Below are 21,483 nucleotides of genomic sequence, written 5' to 3'. Positions count from 1 at the left end.
CGCGGCGCGCGCCCGCGCTGTCGCGGATGTGAGGGCCGCGACGCGTCAAACCCCTTGCGCAGCGCGGAAAACTCGGTGCCAATCAAGCCCTGCCTGAGGGAGGATGCGAATGGAGGATGCGGGGCCCGCCGCGGTGATCGTTGCCCATGGGCAGCCCTCGGACCCCGTGCCGGCGGCGGCCGAGATCGCCGCACTGGCGGCGGCCGTGGCAAGGCACCTGCCCGGCTGGCACGTGCGTGCGGCGACGCTGGCCGAGCCGGGGGCGCTGGCCCGCGCGGTGCAGGGGGCGCCGGGCGTCGTCTATCCGCTCTTCATGGCGGGGGGGTGGTTCACCCGCACCAACCTGCCACGCCAGCTGGCCGCCGCGGGCGGAGAGGGCTGGCGCCTCTCCGAGCCGTTCGGAACGGATCCGGCGGTCCGCGATCTGACGGTCGCCATCGCGCGTGAGGCCCTCGCCGTTGCTCGGGCGCCTGCGATCCTGCTGGCGGCGCATGGCTCCTTTCGCAGCAGCGCCCCGTCCGATGTCGCGCACGCCATGGCCGAACGGCTCGAGCAGGAGCTGGGCCTGCCCTGCAAGGCCGCCTTCATCGATCAGGAGCCGCGCATCGCGGAGGTCGCGCGGCGCATGCCGGAGGCGCTGTGCCTGCCCTTCTTCGCGGCCCGCGGAGGCCATGTGGTGAGCGACCTTCCCCAGGCTCTGGCCGAGGCGCGGTTCCGCGGCCCCGTGCTGGAGCCGGTGGGCCTCGATCCCCGTGCGCCCGCCCTGATCGCGCGGGCCATCGCCGCCCTTGGCACGGCAACGGGCGGCTAGGTCAGCGCATCCGTCCGCTCAGGCGGAGGCCGGATCTCGGCCTCTTCGAGTGCGGCGCGCATCCGCTGCCAGAGCGGGGGCAGGGCCTCGAGATGGGCGGTCACGGGCGCGCCGGTCCGCAACGCCTCCTGCAACTGGCGCAGGCAGCGGTGGAGCGGCCCGGTGCCGAAGGTCGAGACGGCGCCGGCCATCTGGTGAACGAGCCGCCGCGCGTCCTCGGGCGCGGGCTCCGGCCCGAGCGCGCCGAGCCGGTCGAGAATCGCCTCGCCGTCGAGGATCATCTGGCGGATGAGGGCCGACAGCGCCCCCTGGCCGATCTGCCGGGCAAGCTCGTCGAGGCGCTGGATGTCGAGCGCCTCCTCGGGCGGAGGGAGGAGCGGTTCGAGCGGCTGGCGCAGCAGGCGCAAGAGCGACTCGCGGCCGACCGGCTTTTCGAGGCAGCCGTCGATGCCGGCCCGGCGCAGCGCTTCGGGGGCCGCTGCGAGCGAATGGGCCGTGACGGCAAGGATGCGAGAGCCCGCGCTCGGACCGCCGCCGTCACGGATGCGACGGGCGACCTGCAATCCGTCGAGGCCCGGCATGCTGATATCGGTCAGGATGACATCGAAATGCCGCGCCTGCGCGGCCGTCAGCCCCTCGAGACCGCTGCGGGCCGTCAGCACCTGATGGCCGGCGCTCTCGAGGAAGTTCTGCGCGATGAAGCGGTTGATGTCGTTGTCCTCGATGAGCAGCACCGACAGCGTCTCGCCCCCTCCCCCGGCGCGCGCCGCCGCCTCGCCACGCGCGCGCTGGAGCGGCAGGCGCAGCGTGAAGCGGCTGCCGTTGCCCGGCGCGCTTTCGACGGTCAGATCGCCGCCCATGATTCGCGCCAGCCTGCGCGCGATGCCGAGGCCGAGGCCGGTGCCGCCCGACCGCCGCTCGTAACTGGCGTCGAGGGTCACGAAATCGTCGAAGATCTTTTCCTGGTTCTCGGGCGCGATGCCGATGCCGGTATCCAGCACCCGGATTTCCAGCGTCCCACCCATGACCTCGGTCTCGACGATGATCCGCCCGTTGCGGGTGAATTTCACCGCGTTGTTCAGCAGGTTGAGGATCACCTGCCGCAGCCGTGCCGGCTCGCCGTTCAGAAGGCCCACGGGGCCCGTGATCGCGCGAAGGTCGATCCGATTGCCCACGACCGCCGCGAATCCCGACTGGTTGGCGATGCACTCGGCCACCAGCCGGTCGAGGTCGTAATCCACCATCTCCGCCTCGGAGGGGCGGGCCTCCGAGCGGGCGATGTCCAGGACGGAATTGACGTGGTCGAGCAGGATCTGCGCCGAGGCGCGCAGCACCGAGACCAGCTCGCGCTGGCGCATGTCGAGGGGTGTCTGGTCGAGAAGCTCGACCGACCCCGCCAGACCGTTGAGCGGCGTGCGCATCTCGTGGCTCATGACGGCCAGAAAGTCCGCCCGCGCCTGTTCGCCCGCCAGCGCCTGATCGCGCGCCTCGGTCAGTTCGCGCTCGGCGCGGCGGCGGGCCGAGATGTCGCGCATGAGCGCCACGATGATGTCCTCGCCCTCGACACGCGCCGCGGCGAGCGACACTTCCACCGGAAACCGCAGCCCGTCGGCATGAACCGCCTCGAGTTCGAGCCGGAGTGGACCGTCGAGACGCGGATCCGAGGTGCGCAGGGCCTCGACCACGCGCGTGCGCTGTCGGCCCTGAAGTTCCGCCGGAAAGAGAAGCTCCATTGCGTCGGCGCCGCACAGCCTCTCGCGCTGATGGCCGAAGATGGCGAGGGTGGCGCGGTTGCAGTCGATGACCCGTCCGCTCCAGTCCGTGACGAGGATCGCATCGGCCGAGATGCGGAAGATCGCCTCCAGCCGGGCGCTGGCGCGCCGGGCCGCGTCCGCCTGCTCGCGCGAGCGGAGATAGAGCCGGAGAAGCTGAAGGGCGCCGGCCGACAGCACCAGCACCAGCGCGATGGTCAGCGCGACCAGCCTCATCAGCGAGTTGGCGATGATCTCTCGGTCCTCTGCCGCGCGCACCGCCTGGTCTTGGCTCGCCGAACTGGCGAGCCGGTCCAGCACCTCCTGCTGCTGTGGCAGGGTGCGGGCGAGGTCTGCCCGCCGCTGCGCGAGCGTCGCGTCCGGGGCAGGGATGAGCGCGGCGGCCTCGTCGGCGAAGGACTCCAGCCGGGCCATGTCGGCGGCGTAGCCGGGCTCCCACAGAAGGGCGCTCTGGGCCAGAGCCGCCCCAAGCTGCTGGATGGGCGCCTGCAGCGCCTCGATCGCGGCGCGCGTGTCGCCGGGCGACGCGTCGCCCTCGAGCAGCCCGGCCAGCCGCTTGAGACCCGCGTCCACAACCGCGATCTCGGCCTGCACGCCGCCCGAAGCCATGAGGTCGAGCTGCTCGAACCGCCGCCGGGCATCGAGCGCCAGCGCGAGGATGACGCTGGCGCCCGCCAGCACGACGAAGACCGCGGCCGGCAGGCGGAGCTTCTGCCAGAGTCTGGGGCCGGATTCGGCCCGCCGGACATCCGTTTCGCGTCGCGCAGCCATGACCTTACCCTAGATCAGGGCCCGAGGCCGATCCAGTCTGCAGGAGGCCGCGGCCGACGACCGGCCAAAGATGTGATCAGGGCAGGCCGCGCCGTCACACGGTATGGAGGTAGAGGTCGTAGTCCACGTCCGGGATCGTCCGCGCGACGCGGGCGTATTCCGCCTCCTTGATGGCGGTGAAGGTGCGGTGCATGTCCGGCCCCAGCGCCTCGCGCAGGAAGGCGGAATGGCGGGCCGCCGCGATCGCGCTGCGCCAGCAGGTCGGGATGGGCTGGGTGTCGCCCGGATCCTCGTAGCCGTTGCCGGTGGTCTCGGGGCCGGGGTCGATCTGCTGCTCGAGCCCGCGGCGGATGCCCGCAAGAACGGTGGCCGCCACCAGATAGGGGTTGGCGTCCACGCCGGCCGGACGGTGCTCGATCCGCCGGGCGCGGATGTCGCCCGCCGGGATCCGCAGCGCGACCGACCGGTTGTTCACGCCCCAGGTCGGCGAGACCGGCGCGTAGCTCTGGCTTGCGAAGCGGCGCCACGAGTTGGCGTGGGGGGCGAAGACCAGCATCGACTCGCCCATCGTCTCGCGCAGGCCGCCGAGCGCGTGCAGGATCGCGCGCGACCACTGGCCCTCGGTCTCCTCGACGAAGATGTTGCGTCCCTCGCGGTCGCAGAGCGAAACATGCAGGTGCATCCCCGAGCCCGCGTAGCTTTCCACGGGCTTGGCCATGAAACAGGCCGTGACGCCGTGCCGCCGCGCATGCGCCCGCACGATCCGTTTCAGCCGCATCAGATCGTCGGCCGCCTGAAGCACGTCGGTGCGGTAGTGCAGGGTCAGCTCGTACTGCCCCGGCGCATATTCCGAGATCATCGTCTCGGCCGTGATCCCGGCCTTTTCGGCGCCAGCATAGATGTCGGAGAAGAGCGGCATCATCCCGTGCAGGTGATCGACCGAATAGACCTCGGTCTTGCGGCTCATGCGGCCGTCGAGCACGTCGGCGGCCGGCTGCACCCGTTCGTCGGGCCCGCGCTCGTTGGCCAGCAGGAAGAACTCCAGCTCGAAGGCGGCGGAGGGGTAGAGGCCGAGGTCCGCCAGCGCCTCGACCTGCCGGGCGAGCGCGTGGCGCGGGTCCGAACTCATGGGCCGGCCGTCGAGGTCATACATGGACATGAAGACTTCGCCCCGCGACGGGGTGGTGCCGTGCAACGGCACCAGCGTCCCCGGGATCGGCCAGGCGCGCAGGTCGCCGTCGCCCTGATCCCAGATCAGGCCGGTCTCGTGTACATCCTCGCCGCAGATGTCGAGGCCGAGGATCGAGATCGGCAGGTGTCGCCCGCCCTTGTAGAAGGACAGAAGCTCGTGCCGCCGGATGATCTTGCCCCGCCCGATGCCGTTGGCGTCGTGCAGGATGATGTCGAAGGCCTCGATCTCGGGGTGCTGGGCCAGAAAGGCCTCGGCCTCGGCGAGGGTCGAACCGGAGGGGCTGGGTTGGTCGGTCATCGGTGCGGTCACGCGAAAAGCTCGGTCAGGATGGCGTCAAAGGCGGTGATCAGGCGGTCGATCTGGCGGTTCCGGGTGACGGGGCTCACCAGCATCATGTTGTGGAACGGTGCGATCAGCGAGCCGCGGTTCAAAAGCCCCAGATGCACCGCGGCCTCGAGGCGCGGGTGATGGGCCCGCGCGGCCTCACTCCCGTTGCGCAGCGGGCCCGGAGCGCAGATGAACTCGACCCGCGCGCCGACCCGGACGACATGCCAGGGCGCCTCGACGCGCGAGATCACGGCCGAGAGGCCCCTGGCCAGCCGGTCCGAGCCCTTCTCCATCCGGGCGTAGGCCTCGGGGGTCATCACCTCGCTCAGGGTGGCGCAGAGGCAGGCGAACTGCATCGGATTGGCCGCGAGGGTCGTGCCCATGCCGCTGTGCCCCTCGGGGCGCGCCGCGTCATAGGCGGCAAAGCGCGCGGCAAGATCCGGCGTCAGGCCCCAGACCGCGGCGGGCATCCCGCCCGCCACGCACTTGCCCACCACGAGGATGTCCGGCGACAGGCTGTGCACCCGTCCATAGCCGCCGAGGCCCGACGAAAGCGTGTGCGTCTCATCGAGGATCAGCACCGCCCCGTAGCGCCGCGAGAGCGTGCGGAGCGCGTCGTGAAAGCCCGCTTCGGGCAGCACCATGCAGGAGTTGGTCATCACCGGCTCGGTGAGGATCGCGGCGATCTCGCCCGTGGCCAGCGCCGCCTCGACGGCCCCGATGTCGTTGAACTCCACCGCGACGGCCTTCGAGGCGAGATCCGCCACCTGCCCCACGAGGCCCGGCCGCGGCCGGGTGCGCCCGCCCTCGAGCATCACCATCGTGTCGTCCACGGTCCCGTGGTAGCAGCCGTTGAAGACCAGCACCTTGCGCCGTCCGGTCACCGCCCGGGCCACGCGCAGCGCGAATCGGTTGGCGTCGCTGGCGCTGAGCGCCACCTGCCAGCGGAACTCGCCGAAGGTGCGCCTGAGAAGGCGGCCCGCCTCGAGAGCGGCGGCGGTGGGCAGCATGTAGGTCAGCCCGTGCCGCGCCTGCCGGCGGATCGCCTTCGCGACCGGCGGGGGCGAGTGGCCGAACATCGAGCCCGTGTCGCCAAGGCAGAAATCATCCAGCCTGTGACCGTCGAGGTCGATGAGATGCGAGCCCGAAGCCTCGGCCGCCACCAGCGGAAAGGGCGAGGGCCAGTCCTTCATCCAGTGCATCGGAACCCCGCCGAGCCAGCCCGAGGCGCCGCCCTGCAGCGCCGCGCGCGAACGCGGATGGGCCTGTTCGAAGGCGGCGGTCTCTCGGGCGAGGAAGGCCGCGATCCGCCCGTCGAGCACGCCGGCCGTCCGCGTCACCGCCTCGATCATGCCCCCGCCACCGGGCGGAGGATGCGGTTCACATGCCCCATCTTGCGGCCGGGCCGCGCCTCGGCCTTGCCGTAGAGGTGGATCGCGGTGTTCCGCTCCAGCGCAAGCGCGGGCACGCGCGCCACGTCATGGCCGATCAGGTTCTCCATCTCGACATCCGCAAAGCGCGAACCGTCGCCCAGCGGCCAGCCGGCCACCGCGCGGATATGCTGCTCGAACTGGTCCACCGCGCAGCCGTTCTGCGTCCAGTGGCCCGAGTTGTGGACCCGCGGCGCGATCTCGTTCACCAGAAGCGCCTCGGGCGTCACGAACAGTTCCACCCCCATGACGCCCACATAGTCGAGCGCGTTCAGGATCCGCCCGGCCAGCAGCACCGCGTCGGTGCGCTGCGAGGCGGTGAGGCGGGCGGGGACGGTGGTCGTGTGCAGGATGCCCGAGAGATGGACGTTCTCGCCCGGCTCATAGACCGCCACCGACCCGTCGCGCCCGCGCGCCGCGATGACCGAGACCTCGTGGGTGAAGCGGACGAAGCCTTCCAGCACGGCCGGCTGCCCACCCATCGCGGCAAAGGCCTCGGCCGCGTCGTCGGGCTCCATGATCCGGGCCTGCCCCTTGCCGTCATAGCCGAGCCGGGTGGTCTTGAGGATCGCGGGCGTGCCGATGCCGTGGATCGCCGCCTCGAGATCCTCGCGGGTGGCGACGGGCCGGAAGGGCGCGACCGAGAGGCCGAGGCCGGTCAGGAAGCCCTTCTCCTCCAGCCGGTCCTGACTGACGGCGAGGGCGCGACGGTTCGGATGGATCGGCTTCAGCGCCTCGAGCAGGTCGAGCGCCGAGGTCGGGATGTTCTCGAACTCGTAGGTGATGACATCGACCGCGGCCGCAAAGGCCCGCAGCGCGGCCTCATCCTCGTAGGGGGCCGTCGTGACCGCATGGGCCACGTCCGCGGCCGGCGGGTTCGCCCCCGGCTCGAACACATGGGTGCGGAAGCCCAGCCGCGAGGCCGCGACCGACAGCATCCGCCCGAGCTGGCCCCCGCCAAGGATGCCGATGGTGGCTCCGGGGTGCAGGCGGTCAGTCATCGGAAGGCTCCTCGGGGATGGAGGCGGAGAGGGCGGCGCGCCAGTCGTCGAGCCGCTGGCCGAGCGCCGGATCGGAGATCGCCAGGATGCCCGCCGCCATCAGGCCCGCGTTGGCCGCGCCCGCCGCGCCGATGGCCATGGTGGCCACCGGAAAGCCCTTGGGCATCTGGACGATGGAATAGAGGCTGTCCACGCCCGAGAGCGCCCGCGTCTGGACAGGCACGCCGATCACCGGCACCCGCGTCTTCGAGGCCATCATGCCGGGCAGATGGGCCGCGCCGCCCGCCCCCGCGATGATGACCTTGAGGCCGCGCTCGACGGCGGTCTTGCCGTAGGTCCATAGCCGATCGGGCGTGCGGTGCGCCGAGACGATCTTCGCCTCGTAGGCGATGCCAAGCTCGTCCAGGATCGCGGCGGCCTCCTTCATTGTGGCCCAGTCGGACTGGCTGCCCATGATGATCCCAACGTCCACCGCCATGCGCGACACCCCTGCACTGCCTTGAGCCGCGCACTATAGCCAGCGGCGGGCAAGGGGCAAGCGGGCGCTGCCTGAAGGGCGCGTGCGGCCGCGCGCCCGGAGAGGGGCCCTTCGCGCTTCGCGAAACGCAAGCCCTCGAACCCCGGCGGAGAGGCCAGACCGGCGGCAGACATTGCACGGGCGCAGGCCTGCGAAAGGGTCCGGCGCCGGCCCCGCGACCGCGATGTGTCAGGCGATGATGTCGGGGATGAGCTGATCCTCGATCTTCACGATCTGGTCCTTGAGGCACAGCTTCTGCTTCTTGAGCCGCCGCAGCGTCAACTGGTCGCCCCGGCCACCGGCCTCGAGCGCGGCGATTGCATCATCGAGATCACGATGCTCGCGGCGGAGCACCTCGAGCCGGATGCGCAGCATGTCTTCAAAACTCAGTTCAGGGGACGCATTCATGAATTTGACCTGTCGGGAAACTTCGCCCGTTGCGTTTTGGATGAGTCGCCGTAACACGAATATACAGATCGCGAGCGTCTGCGGGAAGAATAGTGCGCGGATCCAGATGTCGCGTTCTCTCGATTTCGAGCGGACCGTGCCGGAGGCGGGGCAGGCCCCGGCGGCAGCCGCGTTTCCAAGCCGCCAAGCCCGTGCCGACCTCGGCATCCGGGCGCGTCGCGCGGCGCCACCGGCCTTGCAAGGCGCCGGTCATCCGCCCATATCTGGGGAACGGAATGCCCGCGTGGGGTTCCGCAGAGAAATGTCGCTTGTGCAAGGACATGACGGAATGACCAAACTGACTTTCGGGGGCCATCCCTTCCTTCTCGGCTTCGAGCAGCTCGAGCGACTGGTCGAGCGGACGGCCAAGACGGCGAGCGAGGGCTATCCGCCCTTCAACATCGAGGCCGTGGCCGAGAACGCCTACCGGATCACGCTGGCCGTCGCGGGCTTCCGCGAGGATGACATCGCCATCACGGTCGAGGACCGGCAGCTTGTCGTGCGCGGCCGCCAGACCGAAGACGCGGCCGAGCGCGTGTTCCTGCATCGCGGCATCGCCTCGCGCGCGTTCCAGCGCAGCTTTGTGCTGGCCGACGGTGTCGAGGTGGCAGGGGCGAACATGGAGCACGGGTTGCTGCACATCGACCTGAGGCGGCTGGTGCCGCAGCCAATGGTGCAGACGATCCCGATCGGACGCAGCCGCGCGATCAAGGAAGGAGTCGAGCAATGAACACGCCGTTTGATTTCCCCGAAGGTATGGGCAGGCTGGTCTATGTCCGTCCGGTGCCCGTGGCCGAGCTTCCCGAGGAGGTTCAGCCGATGGCCCGGGGGCTGGACCACGTCTTCGCGGTTCATGCCGCGGACGGAGAGCGCCTCGCGCTGGTGCGAGACCGCCACCTCGCCTTCGTGCTCGCCCGCCAGAACGATCTTGCGCCGGTGAGCGTTCACTGATCCTGCGCAATCTTCGCGCCGCGCGGGTGCCGGATGACCGGGCGGCGCATGCGGCAATCCCGCGGGTTCTGCGTGCCTGTGACGGCCCGTTTTGTCGCGGCCGGCCTGATGATCGGGGTGCGCCAGGCGCGGGTCTTGTGGCGAGGGCGGGTCTTCGCGGGCCAACTCTCAGCCCGCGAGCTTTGGCCTCGTGCTCGCGGTCAGGCGGTAGCTGACCGCTTCGGCGAGATGCGGATGTCGCACGTCCTGCGCGCCGTCGAGGTCGGCGATGGTGCGGGCCACGCGCAGGATCCGATGATAGGCACGGGCCGAGAGGCCAAACCTTTCGGCCACGCGGCCGAGCAGGGCCCGTCCCTCGGCGTCGGGAGAGGCGATCTGTTCCAGCAGCGGGCCATCGGCGTCGGCGTTCACCCGGATCTGCGGCAGGCCGGCATAGCGGCGGCCCTGAATCGCGCGGGCCTCGGCCACGCGCGCGGCGACGGTGGCGGAATCCTCGGTCGCCGCCGGCAGGCTGCCGTCCACCCAATCGACCGGAGGCACCTCGATCCGCAGGTCGAACCGATCCATGAGCGGACCCGAGATCCGGCCCAGATACTCGTCCCCGCAGGACGGGGCGCGGCTGCAGGCCTTGGAGGCATCCGCGAGATGACCGCAGCGGCAGGGGTTGGCGGCGGCGATCAGCAGGAACCGGCAGGGGTAGCGGTAGCGCGCCTCGGCGCGGGGCACCATGATCTCACCCGTCTCGAGAGGCTGGCGCAGCGTGTCGAGCACCCGCGGCGGAAACTCGGGCAGCTCGTCGAGGAATAGGACGCCATTGTGGGCGATGCTCACCTCGCCGGGGCCCGCCCGGCGCCCGCCGCCCACGATGGAGGCGGGCGAGGCCGTGTGGTGGGGATCGCTGAAGGGCCGCGTCCGGCTGATCCCGCCGTCGCCGAGCTTGCCGGCAAGCGAATGGACCATCGAGGTCTCGAGCGCCTCGGCGGGGGTCATCGGCGGCAGGATGCCGGGCATGCAGCGGGCAAGCAGGGATTTGCCCGAACCGGGTGCGCCGATCATCAGCAGGTGATGGCGGCCCGCCGCCGAGATCTCGAGCGCGCGCTTGGCCCGTTCCTGCCCGTTCACCTGTGCAAGATCCACCGCCGTGGCGGGGCCGCCGGCCACCTCTCCGGCTTCGGCGGGCGTGATGGGCGACTGGCCGGAGAAATGCCGCACCACTTCGGCAAGGGTGGTTGCCGCGAGAACCTGCGTCGCGCCAACCCAGGCCGCTTCGGCCCCGCAGGCCTTCGGGCAGAGGAGCGAGCGGTCCTGCTCGGCGGCGGCGACCGCGGCGGGCAGCGCGCCCGCCACCGGCACGAGCCGCCCGTCGAGCGACAATTCACCGATCGCAAGCGTCTGCTCCACCTCGTCGGCCGGGATGATCTCGAGCGCGGCAAGAAGCGCAAGCGCGATGGCGAGGTCGAAGTGCGACCCCTCCTTGGGCAGGTCGGCGGGCGAGAGGTTCACGGTGATCCGGCGCGAGGGCAGCGCGATCGACATGGCGGCGAGAGCCGTCCGCACCCGTTCGCGCGCCTCGGAGACCGCCTTGTCGGCCAGACCGACGATGGCGAAGGCCGGCAGGCCGGGCGACACGGCGCATTGGACCTCGACGCTGCGCGGATCCACGCCTTCGAAGGCGACGGTGAAGGCTCGGGCGATCATGGACTTCCCCTCTCGTGCGAGCCTTAGCGGGAAATCCTTGATCATGCGTTAACCAGAACCGGGCAGAGGCCCGGCGGTGGAGGGGCGCGGCGCGCCCCTCCCCTTCGATCAGGCCGCCGCCACGGCGTTCTGGTTCACTTCCGAGCCCGCCAGATCGCTCAGCAGGCTGTCGGTCTTCTTCTCCTCCTCGAGCGTCTCGGCGAGGATCGTGGCGGCATCGTCCATCCCGAGGGTCTTGGCCCAGGCGACCAGCGTGCCGTAGCGGGCCATCTCGTAATGTTCGACCGCCTGCGCCGCGGCAAGAAGTGCTGCGTCGAGTGCCGGGCTGTCCTTGTATTCCTCCATCACCTCGGAGCCTTCCTCGATGATGCCGTCGATCGCCGGGCAGGTCTTGCCCTGGGCGCGCTTGCCCAGAAGCTCGAACACCTTCTCGAGCCGCTCCTTCTGGCCTTCGGTCTCCTCACGGTGGGTCTTGAAGGCGTCCTTGAGCTGCTCGGACTGGGCCGCCCGCGCCATCTTGGGCAGGGCCTTCAGGATCTGCCGCTCGGCGTAGTAGATGTCCTTCAGCGCGTCGAGAAAGGCCGCGTCGAGTTCCTTGGTCTTCATGTCCGTCTCCATGCAGATTGTGGCCTTGGAACGGCTGCGACGCGCGCTTGTTCCGCAGGTACGTCGGCATCGGCGCCGGCGGCGTGGAAATCCGCACGGCGGCCGGATCGCGCACGGGCGCGCGGCGGGCTCACGGCGGGCTCACGGCAGGCCGGCTTCGGCCGCCGCCGGATCGGTCAGGATCCGCACCGGCGTTCCCTTGTAGGCCGGCGTCCCCGACAGCTCGTCCCGCGCCGAGAGGGGGACGAGGGCATTCGCCTCGGGGTAATAGGCGCCGATGCAGGCATCGGGCAGGTCATAGGCCGTCACCCGCATGCCCGACACGCGCCGCCGGATGCCGTCGCCGACGGCGCATTCCAGCGTCACCCTCTGCCCTTCATGCAGCCCGCGCCGCGCGATCTCCTCGGGGTTCATCAGCACCACGTCGCGCGATCCTTCCAGCCCGCGCAGCCGGTCCGAGAAGCCGTAGATCGTCGTGTTGAACTGGTCGTTCGATCGCAGCGTGACGAGGGTCATGTCCTCGCCCGCGGGCGGCTCGCCGAGGGCGCAGAGCTGCTTGGGTGCGGTGAACTGGGCCTTGCCGCTCTCGGTCTTCCACTCGCGCTCGCGCGCCGCGTTGCCGCGGTAGAAGCCGCCGGGCGTGAAGAGGCGCGCGTTGAAGGCGGCGAACTGGTCGGGCCAGCAGGTCTCGATCAGGTCGCGGATGTGGCGGTAGTCGCCCACCCAATGCTCCCACCGCAGGCGGGGGTTCTCGTCCAGCGTCGCCCGCGCGAGGCCCGCCACGATGGCCGGCTCCGACCGCAGCCAGCCCGAGGCGGGCGGACGCTTGCCGACCGAGCCGTGGATGTGGCTGAGGCTGTCCTCCATCGAGACCGCCTGCGGGCCGCTCGACTGGCGGTCCTCCTCGGCCCGCACGAGGCAGGGCAGAAGCCAGCTGTCCCGGCTCACCAGCGTGTGCGACCGATTGAGCTTGGTGGCGATCTGCACGTTCAGCTCGAGCCCCGCCCAGGCCTTGTCCGTCCGGCTCTGGTCCGGGATCGCGCGGGCGAAGTTGCCCCCGAGCGAGAGGAACGCCTGCATCGTGCCATCCAGCAGCTTCTCTGCGGCCACGGCCGTGTTCCAGCCCTCGTCCCGCGGGATGTTCAGGTTGAACAGCTCCTCCAGCTTGTCGATCGGCACCAGCGAGGGCTTCTCGCTGATGCCCACCGTCCGCTGGCCCTGCACGTTGGAATGGCCGCGGACCGGCGAGATGCCCGCGCCCTTGCGCCCGATGTTGCCGCGCATCAGCAGCAGGTTCACCAGCATCGCGATGTTGAGCCAGCCGTGCACATGCTGCGTCAGACCCATGCCATAGATGCCGATCACGCGCTCGGATCGGGCATAGATCTCGGCCACCTGCTCGAGATCGGCGCGGCGCAGCATCGAGACGCGCTCGATCTCGTCCCACGAGGTGTCGCGGATGCGGGTCTCGAACGCGTCGAAGCCGGAGGTGTGTTCGGCCACGAAGGCGCGGTCGATGATGCCGCCGCGCGTCTCCTCGAGCGCGAAGAGGTGCTTGCAGATCCCCGCAAGCGCCGCGATGTCGCCGCCCGGCCGGACCTGCAGGTAGATGTCCGAGATCCGGGTGGGGCTGCCGAGCGTCATCTGCGAGGGGTTCTGCGGGTTCACGAACTCGACCAGCCCGCGCTCGCGCACCGGGTTCAGCGTGACGATCCGGCAGCCGCGCTGCACCGCCTTCTGCAACTCGTGCAGGAAGCGTGGGCTGCTGGTGCCGGTGTTCTGGCCGAGGAAGAGGATCATGTCGCAATGGTCGAAATCCTCGAGCACGCAGGTGCCGACCGACGAGCCCGTCACCTTCTTCAGCCCGACGCTTGTGGTCTCGTGGCACATGTTGGAGCTGTCGGGCAGGTTGTTGTGCCCGTAGGCGCGGGCGAAAAGCTGCCAGAGGAAGGCCGTCTCGAGGCTGGCCTTGCCCGAGGTGTAGAAGACCGTGCGGGCGGGCTCGAGCGTGCGGAGCCTCGATCCGATCTCGCGGAAGGCGTCCTCCCAGCTGACGGGCAGATAATGGTCCGTCGCCGCGTCGTAACGCATCGGATGGGTGAGACGCCCGGTCTTCTCGAGGTCGTGGTCCGACCAGTCGCGCAGTTCCGAGACGGAATGCCGTGCGAAGAACTCGGGGCCGCAGCGGTCCGTGGTCAGGTCCCAGATCGTGGCCTTGGCGCCGTTCTCGCAGAACTCGAACAGGTGCGGCTTGGCGGGCTTGGCCCAGGCGCAGGAGGTGCACATGTGCCCTCCGGGCTTGTTCTGGCGCATGAGCGTCTGGACCACGCCCGGCCCCGGCTTCTGGTCGAGCAGCACCTTGGCGATCCCGCGGACCGATCCCCAGCTGCCCGAGGCTCTTTCATAATGCGGCGTGTCCTGACGCTGCCGGTTCTCCTTGGGCTGGGTCATCGGATCCTCCTTGACTGGCGGAGGTGCAACCGGCGCGAACGCCCGCTGTTCCGTCACTTCGCCAAGAGGCGAACGGATGGCCGCCGAAGCACGCGACCGTGGGATGCGGCTTCCGCTGGCGCGGGACCGATCCCGCCGGACGTGCCAGTCGCTGGAACATATGTCTCGCGGCCCCTGTTCCGCGGCAGGACAGCAGCAGGAGGGACATCATGAACAAGGCCGATGCCGGCGGCGTGACGGAAACGCTGGTCGAGGAGATCCTCGATCTGTCGCGTCAGCGGCTGACCGGAGAGCTCTCTCCCTGGTTCGCCGAGCGCCTGGCCGAGCAGGTGGAGCGAGGCCTGTTCCTTCCGCCCCGCGATCTCGATCTCGTCGGTGCACGGCTGGTGCAGGATCTGGCCGAATACCGGATGCAGGGCTCGATCTCGACCGCGGTTCTCGGCATGTCGGGCGGTGTCGATTCGGCGCTGACGGCGGCGCTGTTCAAGGCGGCGGGCTGGCGTGTCGTGGGCCTGACGCTGCCCATCGAGCAGAACCCCGAAGAGACCGAGCGCGGCATCGAGGCCTGCGAGGCACTGAGGATCGAGCATCTCCATCTCGATCTCTCGCAAGCCTACCGGGCCGCGGTCGCGCAGCTTGGCGATCTCGATGGCGATCTCGTCGCGTCGGACGAGGGGCCCGCCCGGACGCGGCGGGGAAACCTCCGGGCGCGGCTTCGGATGATGACGCTGTATGATCAGGCGCATCGGCTGGGGGGCCTCGTGGCCAGCACCGACAATCTCTCGGAGCTCAGCGCCGGGTTCTGGACGCTGCATGGCGACGTGGGCGATCTGGCGCCCGTCCAGTCGCTGCTGAAGTCCTGGGAGGTGCCGTGGCTGGCGCGTGCCCATGGCGTGCCCGAGCGGACCTGGCGTGCCATGCCGACGGACGGGCTGGGGATCGGCGGCGGCGACGAGGCCCAGATCGGCGCCACCTATCTGGAATGGGACATCGTGCAGTTCGCGCTGGCCTCCGCCCTGCGCGACGATCCGGGGCTGACCACCCAGCATCTCGCCTTTGCGCTGCGGATGGATGAGGACCGGCATGCGCAGGAGGTGCTCGGCACGGTTCTGGCACGGATGAAGGCCACCTGGCACAAGAGGGTCAATCCGATCCGGTTCGACCATCCCAAGGCCGACCGCTACGATCCGCTCGACCGTCTCGATGAACGGCTGTTCCGCCCGGCGGTGCTGCGCGCGGACCAGTCGCTCCTTGGCTTCTCCGGAGAGATGCAGGATCTTGCGGCCCGGCTGGTGCGGGCGCTGAAGGCTGCCGACTGTCGGCTGGTGACGGCCGAATCCTGCACCGCCGGCATGATCGCCGCCTGCGTTTCGGGCGTTCCCGGTTGCTCGGGCGTGCTCGAGGGCAGCTTCGTCGTCTATCGTCCGTCCATGAAGTTTGCGGCTCTCGGAGTGCCCGAGGCTCTGATTGCCGAAAAGACCGTCTATCATCCGCAGGTCGCGCGACGCATGGCCGAGGGGGCGCTGGCCGCAGCCCCCGAAGCCGATCTCGCGCTGGCCGTGACGGGGGTGGCGGGGCCCGGCGAGGACGAGGGCCATCCGCCGGGATATGTCTGTCTCGCCGTCGCCCTGCGCGGGCGCGAGACCCGGATAAGCGAGCATTACCTGCCCGGCAGCCCCCGGCAGGTGCTGGCGGCCACCGTTCGCCGCGCGCTCGGGGAGGGGCTCGGCGTGCTGCAGGAAGCCAAGGGCTGATCAGGAGGGCCGCAGGTAGTCGGGCAGGCGCGGCGCGGCGGTCCCGTCCGCGCCCCAGCTCTCCGAGACGGTCATCGTTCCGGCCCCGATCAGCTCGAGGCACTTCGGAATGGCTGCGAACACAGCCTGCAGCGAGAGGGCGATGGCCGCCGGCTGCCCCGGCAGGTTCACGATCAGCGTCCGGCCCCGCACGCCGGCCGTCTGGCGCGACAGGATCGCGGTCGGGGTCTGCTGCAGGCCGATCATCCGCAGAAGCTCGCCGAAGCCCGGCAGTTCCTTCTCGATCACGCCCACCATCGCCTCGGGCGTGAGGTCGCGTGGCGAGGGGCCGGTGCCCCCCGTCGTGAAGACGAGGGCGGCCCCCTCGCGGTCGCAGAGGTCGATCAGCGTCTCACGCACCGACTCGATCCCGTCCGGCACGATCCGGCGCAGGATCTCGTGCTCGGATGTCACGGCGGTGGCCAGCCAGCCGGCGATGGCGGGACCGCTGAGGTCCTCGTATTCGCCGCGGCTGGCGCGGTCCGAGGCGGTCACGATGGCGATCTTCACGTCTGTCGCTCCTTCCGGTCGTCCGGCCCACTCTGGCCCGGCTTGCCCGGAAGGAGAAGCCCCGGCTTTGGCGGACGGCGTGCGCCCCGCCGCTTTTCACCTGACGGGCGGGCCAATGCACCCTACTCTGGCCCAAAAGGGAGGATGAGGCATGAAGATCACCGCAGCGGTGCTGGAGCGTGACGGGATCGCGGGGAACTACGCCGAGGAGCGGCCGCTCGTGGTGCGCGAACTCGATCTCGCGGCGCCGGGACCGGGCGAGGTGCTGATCCGGGTGGCCGCGGCCGGCGTCTGCCATTCGGATCTGTCCGTGATCAACGGCACGAGGCGTCGGCCGCTGCCGATGGTGCTCGGCCACGAGGCGTCCGGCTATGTCGAGGCGCTGGGCGCCGGTGTCGAGGATCTCGAGCCCGGCGATCATGTCGTCTGCATCTTCGCCCCCGGTTGCGGCCGCTGCACCCCCTGCGCCGAGGGGCGGCCCGCGCTCTGCGAGCGGGCGGCGCGGCATCACGGGGTGGGCGAGCTGATGACCGGGCACCGGCGCCTGTCGCACGAGGGCCGGCCGGTCCATCACCACCTGGGCATTTCGGGCTTTGCCACCCATGCGGTGGTGGCCCGGCCCTCGCTCGTCCGGGTGCCGCGGGATGTGCCGCCCCATGTCTCGGCGCTGTTTTCCTGCGCTATGCTGACCGGGGCGGGGGCGGTCTTCAACACGGCGCAGATCCGGCCCGGCGCCCGTGTGGCCGTGGTGGGGCTGGGAGGCGTGGGACTGTCGGCGATCCTCGGCGCGGCCGCGGCGGGGGCGGGCGAGATCGTGGCCATCGACCCGTTCCCGGCCAAGACCGAGGTGGCGCGCGCCATGGGGGCAACCCTCGCCGTGCCCGCCGACGGGGACACGGTCTCGGCCGTGCGCGACCTGACCGGCGGCGGCGTGGATTATGCGTTCGAGTTCGCAGGCTCGATCCGCGCGCTCGAGACCGCCTTCGAGGTGACGCGCCGGGGCGGGATGACCATCACCGGCGGGCTTCCCGCTCCGCACGAGCGGATGCCGCTCGACGCGCTGAAGCTGGTGGCCGAGGAGCGCACGCTGAAGGGCAGCTACATCGGCTCCTGCGTGCCGCAGCGCGACCTGCCGCGGATGCTGGCCCTGCACCGGCGCGGTCTGCTGCCGGTCGAAAAGATGCTCACCCACCGGCTGAAGCTTGACGAGATCAACCTCGCGATGGACCGCCTGGCCGACGGGAGCGCCATCCGGCAGGTGGTGGAGATCGGATGAGCGCGCGGCGCCGGCCTCCGCTCCCGGGTCCACGGCCCGGCTCCGGTGCGCGAAACGGCTGATGGCCGGAGCTTCCCTTTCGGGCTGTAGCGAAAACAGGTCCCGCTGACGCCAAATGCCCAAATCATTTACGAAAATAGCGGTCGGGCAGGTCCGGAGGAACATGAAAGGTGCATGTATTCAGGTGCTTGGGTTGCTTGGCAGGTTGCTGAAAAACCCGGCCTCGACGCGGGTTCAGAACGTGATTCACCCTTCCGGGAAGCACGTGGGGTCTCTTGATGCGCGGGACGGACGAGACGAGCGGGTCGCTCTTCAGCTACGTCGACCTTGAGGAGCGCATTCCGGCCCGTCACCCGCTTCGCAAGATACGCCGGGTCGTGAACGACGCGCTGGTCAGCATGAACGCCGAGTTCGACCGGCTCTACGCCGCCGATGGCCGCCCCTCGATCGCTCCCGAACGGCTGCTGCGTGCCAGCCTGATCCAGATCCTGTTTTTCGTCCGGTCCGAGCGGCAGCTGATGGAGCAGATGCAGTGCAACCTGCTGTTCCGCTGGTTCGTCGGGCTGGGCATCGACGATCCGGTCTGGGTGGCCACGGTGTTCAGCAAGAACCGCGACCGGCTGCTGACGACGGATATCGCGCAGAAGTTCCTGGCGGCGATCCTCTCCCATTGCGAGATTGCGCCGCTCCTCTCCGACGAGCACTTCTCGGTGGATGGGACGCTCATCAAGGCCTGGGCGTCGATGAAGAGCTTCCAGCCAAAGCCGGAGCAGGAAGCGGCAGAGCCCGGCGGCGGTCCCGACGATCCGCCAGCCCCTCCGCCCTCTGCCGAAGCTGAACCCACCGAGACGAAGCCCGAGCCCGCCCCGATGACCCCGCCGAAACCCAGAACCCGAAATGCCGAGGTCGACTTCCGGGGCCAGAAGCGCTCGAACGCCACTCACGCTTCGGTCACCGATCCGGAGGCCCGGCTTTACAAGAAATCTCCCGGCGCCGGCGCGGTCCTGTGTTTCATGGGAGGAGGATAAGGAGACCGTCCAGTGGACCGTTTTCCCGACGCAAGCCCGATGGAGAACCGGCACGGTTTCGTGGTGCAGGCCGAGGTCACGCAGGCGGACGGTCATGCCGAGCGGAAGGCCGCGCTCGACATGGTCCACCGCCACTCGCGCGGCTCGACGAAACGGCTGACGCTCGGCGCCGACAAGGCCTATGACGCCGAGGAGTTCGTCCAGGACCTGCGGCAGGCCTGCGTCACGCCTCATGTCGCGCAAAAGGCGCGCTTCTCGGCGATCAACGGCCGGACCACCCGGCACGAGGGCTACGCCCTCTCGCAGCGCTGCCGGAAGAAGATCGACTTGCGTCGGGGCACCCAAGTTCATCAGCAAAGTCGCTAAGCATTTTGACATCGTTCAGGCCGATTGGCCGAAAATGTGACAACACGAGCGGTGTCGGGCCGGTTTTGGCAGGCTCGGGGCGTGAAAGAGGTCGAGTTGCTCCGGGGCGGTTTTGCTCAGGCCGTGGAAGCTGCGCTTGCCGGCGTGGGCGGTGTGCTTCTGGATGCGGGCAAGGAGATCGAGTGCGGTGCGGGGGCTGACGGCGACAGCCGCCATGGTGAACGGGCCCGGGTCGCCGTCGATCGCGCCCTTGTAGAGCCCTGCGGCCGCAAGCAGCCGCTGGATGTCTCGCACGTCCACATCATTCTCCCATGAAAAAGCCCCGCACGATGGCGGGGCGGTGTCAGACGGTTGTTAGACGGGGTGGATCCCCGCATCCGGAGGTGGCGGTGATCGTGCGCGGGCACGGCTACCAAGGGGTCCCTGGCAAAGAGTTCCGCCACTGCACGTGCGGGCTATGCGAGGCGGAGTTCACGCGGGGCATGGTCAAGGATGCCGCCGCGCCGCGCAAAGGGGATGGGGTCTGAGCATGCCGGCAGCAACCGTCACGAAGTCCGCCATCAGCCGCGCCATCGCGGCATGGAAGGAGAGCGGGCTGAAGGTCGGCGAGATGGAGATCACGAAGGACGGGACGATCCGCATCACCGCGGCGGTGGACGGATCGGCGCCCGCGCCGCAGCGTGCTGGGCCCAAGCAGTGGCCAAGCAGGTGACACCGGTGAAGATCCACCATCCCGGACTGTGGGCTGAGAAGCTGCCGTCCGGATCGACCCGCTACAGGGTGCGCGCCGAAGGTCGGAAGACCAAGGTGACGGTGATCCCTGTCGCGCCCGACCATCCCGACTTCTGGGATCACTACCGCGCCGCACGCGCGGGCGAGAAGTGGACAGGCCCCGCCACCAAGACGACGGCAGTCGCGCACTCGATCGAATGGCTGGTAGAGAAGTATCTCGCACACCTGGCGCGCGTGGTCGAGGCCGGGCAGGCCTCCCCGCTCACGCTCAGGCAGCGCAAGTCGCAGCTCCGCCGCATGTGCGCGATGCCCACCGACGACGGCGGCACCTATGGCGAATACGACATGCAGGCCCCGCGCAGCGCAATCATCGCGGCGCGCGACCAGTGGCGACACAAGCCCGCGAAGCCGACAACCTCATCAAGTCGATCTCGGCCATGTATCGGTGGGCGATCGACGAGGCGGAGATCGCAACCGGGAACCCGGCCGCCGGCATCGGGAAGCTGAACAGGGGCGGTGGAGGCGCGGCACCCTGGACGGCCGAGGATTTGAAGAAGTTCCGTGCCAAGCATCCGTTGGGCACCACCGCGCACCTGTGGCTGACGCTCCAGATGTTCACCGCCTGCCGGATCGACGACGCGCGCAAGCTCGGCCGCGGCAACGAGGTGGAGCGGGCAGGGGCTCTCTGGATTGAGTTTCAGCCCGGGAAGAAGGGTAGCGCTCCGGTCTCTGTCCCGCTGCTGCCGCAGCTGCTGAAGGCCACGCGCGCGCAGAAGGTGCAGGGGGCGACCTATCTCCTGACGGACTACGGCAGGCCCTTCAGCACGGCCGAGAGCCTCCGCAACCGCGTGCGGAAATGGTGCGCCGCCGCCGGCATCGAGGGCAAGTCCTCGCACGGCATCCGAAAGGCGATGGGAGAGCTGCTCGCGGAGGCCGGATGCCCCAGCACCAGATCATGGCGATCATGGCGCACACGCAGGCCAAGACGTCCGAGATCTACACGAAAGGGGTGGAGCGCCGCACCCTGGCAGCCGCCGCTTTTGCGGCCTTGGCGGGCATGGATTGGTGAAGGTGCTCCACGGCCACAAAATGTGGAGCACATGCCTTTGAATTCAAAGCGAAAAAAGGCAGAATGGCAGGCCCGGAGGGCGCCTCAATAGATGCCTGAGGCCCAGCAATATCAGGCACTCAGTGTCCCACGCCCGGCGGGATCGGCTTTAGAAGGATCAAGGGGTTAGGAGGCGGGTGTCCCACGCAGTCTTGACCCGTCGCCGCTCGGGGAAACTTGGGATCTTGCACTGCGCGCAGCATGGCGCGTGTCACTCCGCGTTTGCTCAGTTAGCGGCCCTGCTCGACCATTGTGTCTGACTTGCAATGCATGGAGCGTCCGCAGCCAGCCCTGACCGGACGCTCAGGGTCCATCAGGGTCCATTTGATCCTACGATGCTGCTTTGTCGAACCGGCCCTTCGACATCAAGGAAAGTAACTCAGGCATCAGGTCAGCCGTCACAAGATGTGCTGGACGCTTCCGTTCTTCTTGGCATAGATCGCTGCAGAGAATTGTCCCCCGCCGGACTGGGATCGCGTCAGGCCACCCGATGCTGCGCTCAACGGGACCGGCTATCGGAAGATCTGAGAAGTCCTTTCCGGTGAGGTCTAAGGCACTAGGAGTACCGATTTGCGCCGGACTAGGTTTTACGCCGGTGACGTCCCTTCAAATGGTGTAGCTCGCCGGTAGCGCCGCCGCCCGCTCGCGCGCTCACATCAAGCGCCGTAGCGGGCGGGCGGCGGTGCGGTGGTCATC

Annotated in this window: 18 protein-coding genes and 3 pseudogenes; 9 read left to right on the top strand and 12 right to left on the bottom strand. The window is 69.5% G+C overall.

Annotated features, from left to right (window positions below):
- Positions 1–109: 109 nt before the first annotated feature.
- The gene (locus LV780_RS12635) at positions 110–811 is read left to right on the top strand and encodes a CbiX/SirB N-terminal domain-containing protein (RefSeq protein WP_101341604.1); all 702 of its coding nucleotides are present in this window, start codon (positions 110–112) and stop codon (positions 809–811) included.
- On the opposite strand, the gene LV780_RS12630 is transcribed toward LV780_RS12635, so the two are convergent.
- From LV780_RS12630 to LV780_RS12605, 6 genes are all read right to left on the bottom strand, one after another.
- A complete protein-coding gene (locus LV780_RS12630) occupies positions 808–3,354 on the bottom strand; it encodes a hybrid sensor histidine kinase/response regulator (protein WP_108222626.1) in 2,547 nt (848 codons plus the stop codon). The two genes, LV780_RS12635 and LV780_RS12630, sit on opposite strands and share 4 nt — an antisense overlap.
- A 94-nt stretch (positions 3,355–3,448) precedes the next feature.
- Positions 3,449–4,843, bottom strand: a complete 1,395-nt coding sequence (locus LV780_RS12625) for a glutamine synthetase family protein (RefSeq protein ID WP_108222627.1) — start codon at positions 4,841–4,843, stop codon at positions 3,449–3,451.
- Between the two features lie 8 nt (positions 4,844–4,851).
- Positions 4,852–6,225, bottom strand: a complete 1,374-nt coding sequence (locus tag LV780_RS12620) for an aspartate aminotransferase family protein (protein WP_108222628.1) — start codon at positions 6,223–6,225, stop codon at positions 4,852–4,854.
- Positions 6,222–7,304: a 5-(carboxyamino)imidazole ribonucleotide synthase gene (locus LV780_RS12615; protein WP_011909994.1), complete on the bottom strand. Its 1,083-nt coding sequence runs from the start codon at positions 7,302–7,304 to the stop codon at positions 6,222–6,224. Before LV780_RS12615 ends, LV780_RS12620 begins: the two co-directional genes overlap by 4 nt.
- Entirely contained in the window at positions 7,297–7,782 is a 486-nt protein-coding gene (purE, locus tag LV780_RS12610; protein ID WP_011909995.1) for a 5-(carboxyamino)imidazole ribonucleotide mutase, read from the bottom strand. Before purE ends, LV780_RS12615 begins: the two co-directional genes overlap by 8 nt.
- 228 nt (positions 7,783–8,010) lie before the next feature.
- Positions 8,011–8,229 carry a YdcH family protein gene (locus tag LV780_RS12605; protein ID WP_011909996.1) on the bottom strand — a complete coding sequence of 73 codons (219 nt, stop codon included), beginning with the start codon at positions 8,227–8,229 and terminating at the stop codon, positions 8,011–8,013.
- Positions 8,230–8,530: 301 nt separating this feature from the next.
- Between LV780_RS12605 and LV780_RS12600 the strand changes: the two genes are divergently transcribed.
- Both LV780_RS12600 and LV780_RS12595 read left to right on the top strand, forming a co-directional pair.
- The gene (locus LV780_RS12600; RefSeq protein WP_011909997.1) at positions 8,531–8,998 is read left to right on the top strand and encodes an Hsp20 family protein; all 468 of its coding nucleotides are present in this window, start codon (positions 8,531–8,533) and stop codon (positions 8,996–8,998) included.
- A complete protein-coding gene (locus LV780_RS12595) occupies positions 8,995–9,219 on the top strand; it encodes a DUF1150 family protein (protein ID WP_108222629.1) in 225 nt (74 codons plus the stop codon). The genes LV780_RS12600 and LV780_RS12595 overlap by 4 nt, the downstream gene beginning before the upstream one ends.
- 168 nt (positions 9,220–9,387) lie before the next feature.
- On the opposite strand, the gene LV780_RS12590 is transcribed toward LV780_RS12595, so the two are convergent.
- The 3 genes from LV780_RS12590 to LV780_RS12580 all read right to left on the bottom strand — a co-directional run bounded on the left by LV780_RS12590 (position 9,388) and on the right by LV780_RS12580 (position 13,974).
- Positions 9,388–10,917, bottom strand: coding sequence for a YifB family Mg chelatase-like AAA ATPase (locus LV780_RS12590; RefSeq protein WP_101341600.1), 1,530 nt, complete (start codon positions 10,915–10,917; stop codon positions 9,388–9,390).
- A gap of 108 nt (positions 10,918–11,025) precedes the next feature.
- Positions 11,026–11,523, bottom strand: coding sequence for a YciE/YciF ferroxidase family protein (locus LV780_RS12585; RefSeq protein ID WP_233863818.1), 498 nt, complete (start codon positions 11,521–11,523; stop codon positions 11,026–11,028).
- 141 nt (positions 11,524–11,664) lie between these two features.
- Positions 11,665–13,974 carry an FdhF/YdeP family oxidoreductase gene (locus LV780_RS12580; protein WP_108222630.1) on the bottom strand — a complete coding sequence of 770 codons (2,310 nt, stop codon included), beginning with the start codon at positions 13,972–13,974 and terminating at the stop codon, positions 11,665–11,667.
- A 209-nt stretch (positions 13,975–14,183) separates the two neighbouring features.
- Here LV780_RS12580 and nadE point away from each other — a divergent pair, with 209 nt between their 5' ends.
- Positions 14,184–15,728 carry an NAD(+) synthase gene (gene nadE / locus LV780_RS12575; RefSeq protein ID WP_108222631.1) on the top strand — a complete coding sequence of 515 codons (1,545 nt, stop codon included), beginning with the start codon at positions 14,184–14,186 and terminating at the stop codon, positions 15,726–15,728.
- Here the strand turns inward: nadE and mog are convergent, their stop codons facing one another.
- A complete protein-coding gene (gene mog / locus LV780_RS12570) occupies positions 15,729–16,277 on the bottom strand; it encodes a molybdopterin adenylyltransferase (protein ID WP_108222632.1) in 549 nt (182 codons plus the stop codon).
- A gap of 151 nt (positions 16,278–16,428) precedes the next feature.
- Here mog and LV780_RS12565 point away from each other — a divergent pair, with 151 nt between their 5' ends.
- Together LV780_RS12565 and LV780_RS12560 are read left to right on the top strand one after the other, a co-directional pair.
- Complete coding sequence (locus LV780_RS12565) at positions 16,429–17,553, top strand: zinc-binding dehydrogenase (RefSeq protein WP_011910004.1); 1,125 nt, start codon at positions 16,429–16,431, stop codon at positions 17,551–17,553.
- Between the two features lie 278 nt (positions 17,554–17,831).
- Positions 17,832–18,947 (top strand): annotated as a pseudogene (locus LV780_RS12560) (transposase).
- A 15-nt stretch (positions 18,948–18,962) separates the two neighbouring features.
- Here the strand turns inward: LV780_RS12560 and LV780_RS12555 are convergent.
- Positions 18,963–19,151: pseudogene (locus LV780_RS12555) on the bottom strand (hypothetical protein); the annotation flags it as partial.
- Positions 19,152–19,154: 3 nt separating this feature from the next.
- Positions 19,155–19,247: pseudogene (locus LV780_RS22000) on the bottom strand (peptidoglycan-binding domain-containing protein); the annotation flags it as partial.
- Positions 19,248–19,476: 229 nt separating this feature from the next.
- Here LV780_RS22000 and LV780_RS12550 point away from each other — a divergent pair.
- The 3 genes from LV780_RS12550 to LV780_RS21960 all read left to right on the top strand — a co-directional run bounded on the left by LV780_RS12550 (position 19,477) and on the right by LV780_RS21960 (position 20,748).
- Entirely contained in the window at positions 19,477–19,659 is a 183-nt protein-coding gene (locus LV780_RS12550; protein ID WP_108221521.1) for a hypothetical protein, read from the top strand.
- 5 nt (positions 19,660–19,664) lie between these two features.
- Entirely contained in the window at positions 19,665–20,186 is a 522-nt protein-coding gene (locus LV780_RS12545) for a hypothetical protein (protein WP_233863815.1), read from the top strand.
- A 430-nt stretch (positions 20,187–20,616) separates the two neighbouring features.
- The gene (locus LV780_RS21960; protein ID WP_267964952.1) at positions 20,617–20,748 is read left to right on the top strand and encodes a hypothetical protein; all 132 of its coding nucleotides are present in this window, start codon (positions 20,617–20,619) and stop codon (positions 20,746–20,748) included.
- The last annotated feature ends 735 nt before the right edge of the window (positions 20,749–21,483 follow it).

The organism is Cereibacter azotoformans, assembly GCF_021391315.1.
Taxonomy (GTDB): Bacteria; Pseudomonadota; Alphaproteobacteria; order Rhodobacterales; family Rhodobacteraceae; genus Cereibacter_A; species Cereibacter_A azotoformans.
This window is presented reverse-complemented; position numbering and strand designations above follow the sequence as displayed.

Coding starts and splice junctions, on each gene's coding strand:
- LV780_RS12550 (WP_108221521.1), top strand. CDS start 19,477: ATGCCGGCAGCAACCGTCACGAAGTCCGCCATCAGCCGCGCCATCGCG.
- LV780_RS12590 (WP_101341600.1), bottom strand. CDS start 10,917: ATGATCGCCCGAGCCTTCACCGTCGCCTTCGAAGGCGTGGATCCGCGC.
- LV780_RS12595 (WP_108222629.1), top strand. CDS start 8,995: ATGAACACGCCGTTTGATTTCCCCGAAGGTATGGGCAGGCTGGTCTAT.
- LV780_RS12585 (WP_233863818.1), bottom strand. CDS start 11,523: ATGAAGACCAAGGAACTCGACGCGGCCTTTCTCGACGCGCTGAAGGAC.
- nadE (WP_108222631.1), top strand. CDS start 14,184: ATGAACAAGGCCGATGCCGGCGGCGTGACGGAAACGCTGGTCGAGGAG.
- LV780_RS12600 (WP_011909997.1), top strand. CDS start 8,531: ATGTCGCTTGTGCAAGGACATGACGGAATGACCAAACTGACTTTCGGG.
- LV780_RS12630 (WP_108222626.1), bottom strand. CDS start 3,354: ATGGCTGCGCGACGCGAAACGGATGTCCGGCGGGCCGAATCCGGCCCC.
- LV780_RS12580 (WP_108222630.1), bottom strand. CDS start 13,974: ATGACCCAGCCCAAGGAGAACCGGCAGCGTCAGGACACGCCGCATTAT.
- LV780_RS12615 (WP_011909994.1), bottom strand. CDS start 7,304: ATGACTGACCGCCTGCACCCCGGAGCCACCATCGGCATCCTTGGCGGG.
- LV780_RS21960 (WP_267964952.1), top strand. CDS start 20,617: ATGCCCCAGCACCAGATCATGGCGATCATGGCGCACACGCAGGCCAAG.
- LV780_RS12635 (WP_101341604.1), top strand. CDS start 110: ATGGAGGATGCGGGGCCCGCCGCGGTGATCGTTGCCCATGGGCAGCCC.
- LV780_RS12620 (WP_108222628.1), bottom strand. CDS start 6,225: ATGATCGAGGCGGTGACGCGGACGGCCGGCGTGCTCGACGGGCGGATC.
- LV780_RS12605 (WP_011909996.1), bottom strand. CDS start 8,229: ATGAATGCGTCCCCTGAACTGAGTTTTGAAGACATGCTGCGCATCCGG.
- LV780_RS12565 (WP_011910004.1), top strand. CDS start 16,429: ATGAAGATCACCGCAGCGGTGCTGGAGCGTGACGGGATCGCGGGGAAC.
- LV780_RS12625 (WP_108222627.1), bottom strand. CDS start 4,843: ATGACCGACCAACCCAGCCCCTCCGGTTCGACCCTCGCCGAGGCCGAG.
- purE (WP_011909995.1), bottom strand. CDS start 7,782: ATGGCGGTGGACGTTGGGATCATCATGGGCAGCCAGTCCGACTGGGCC.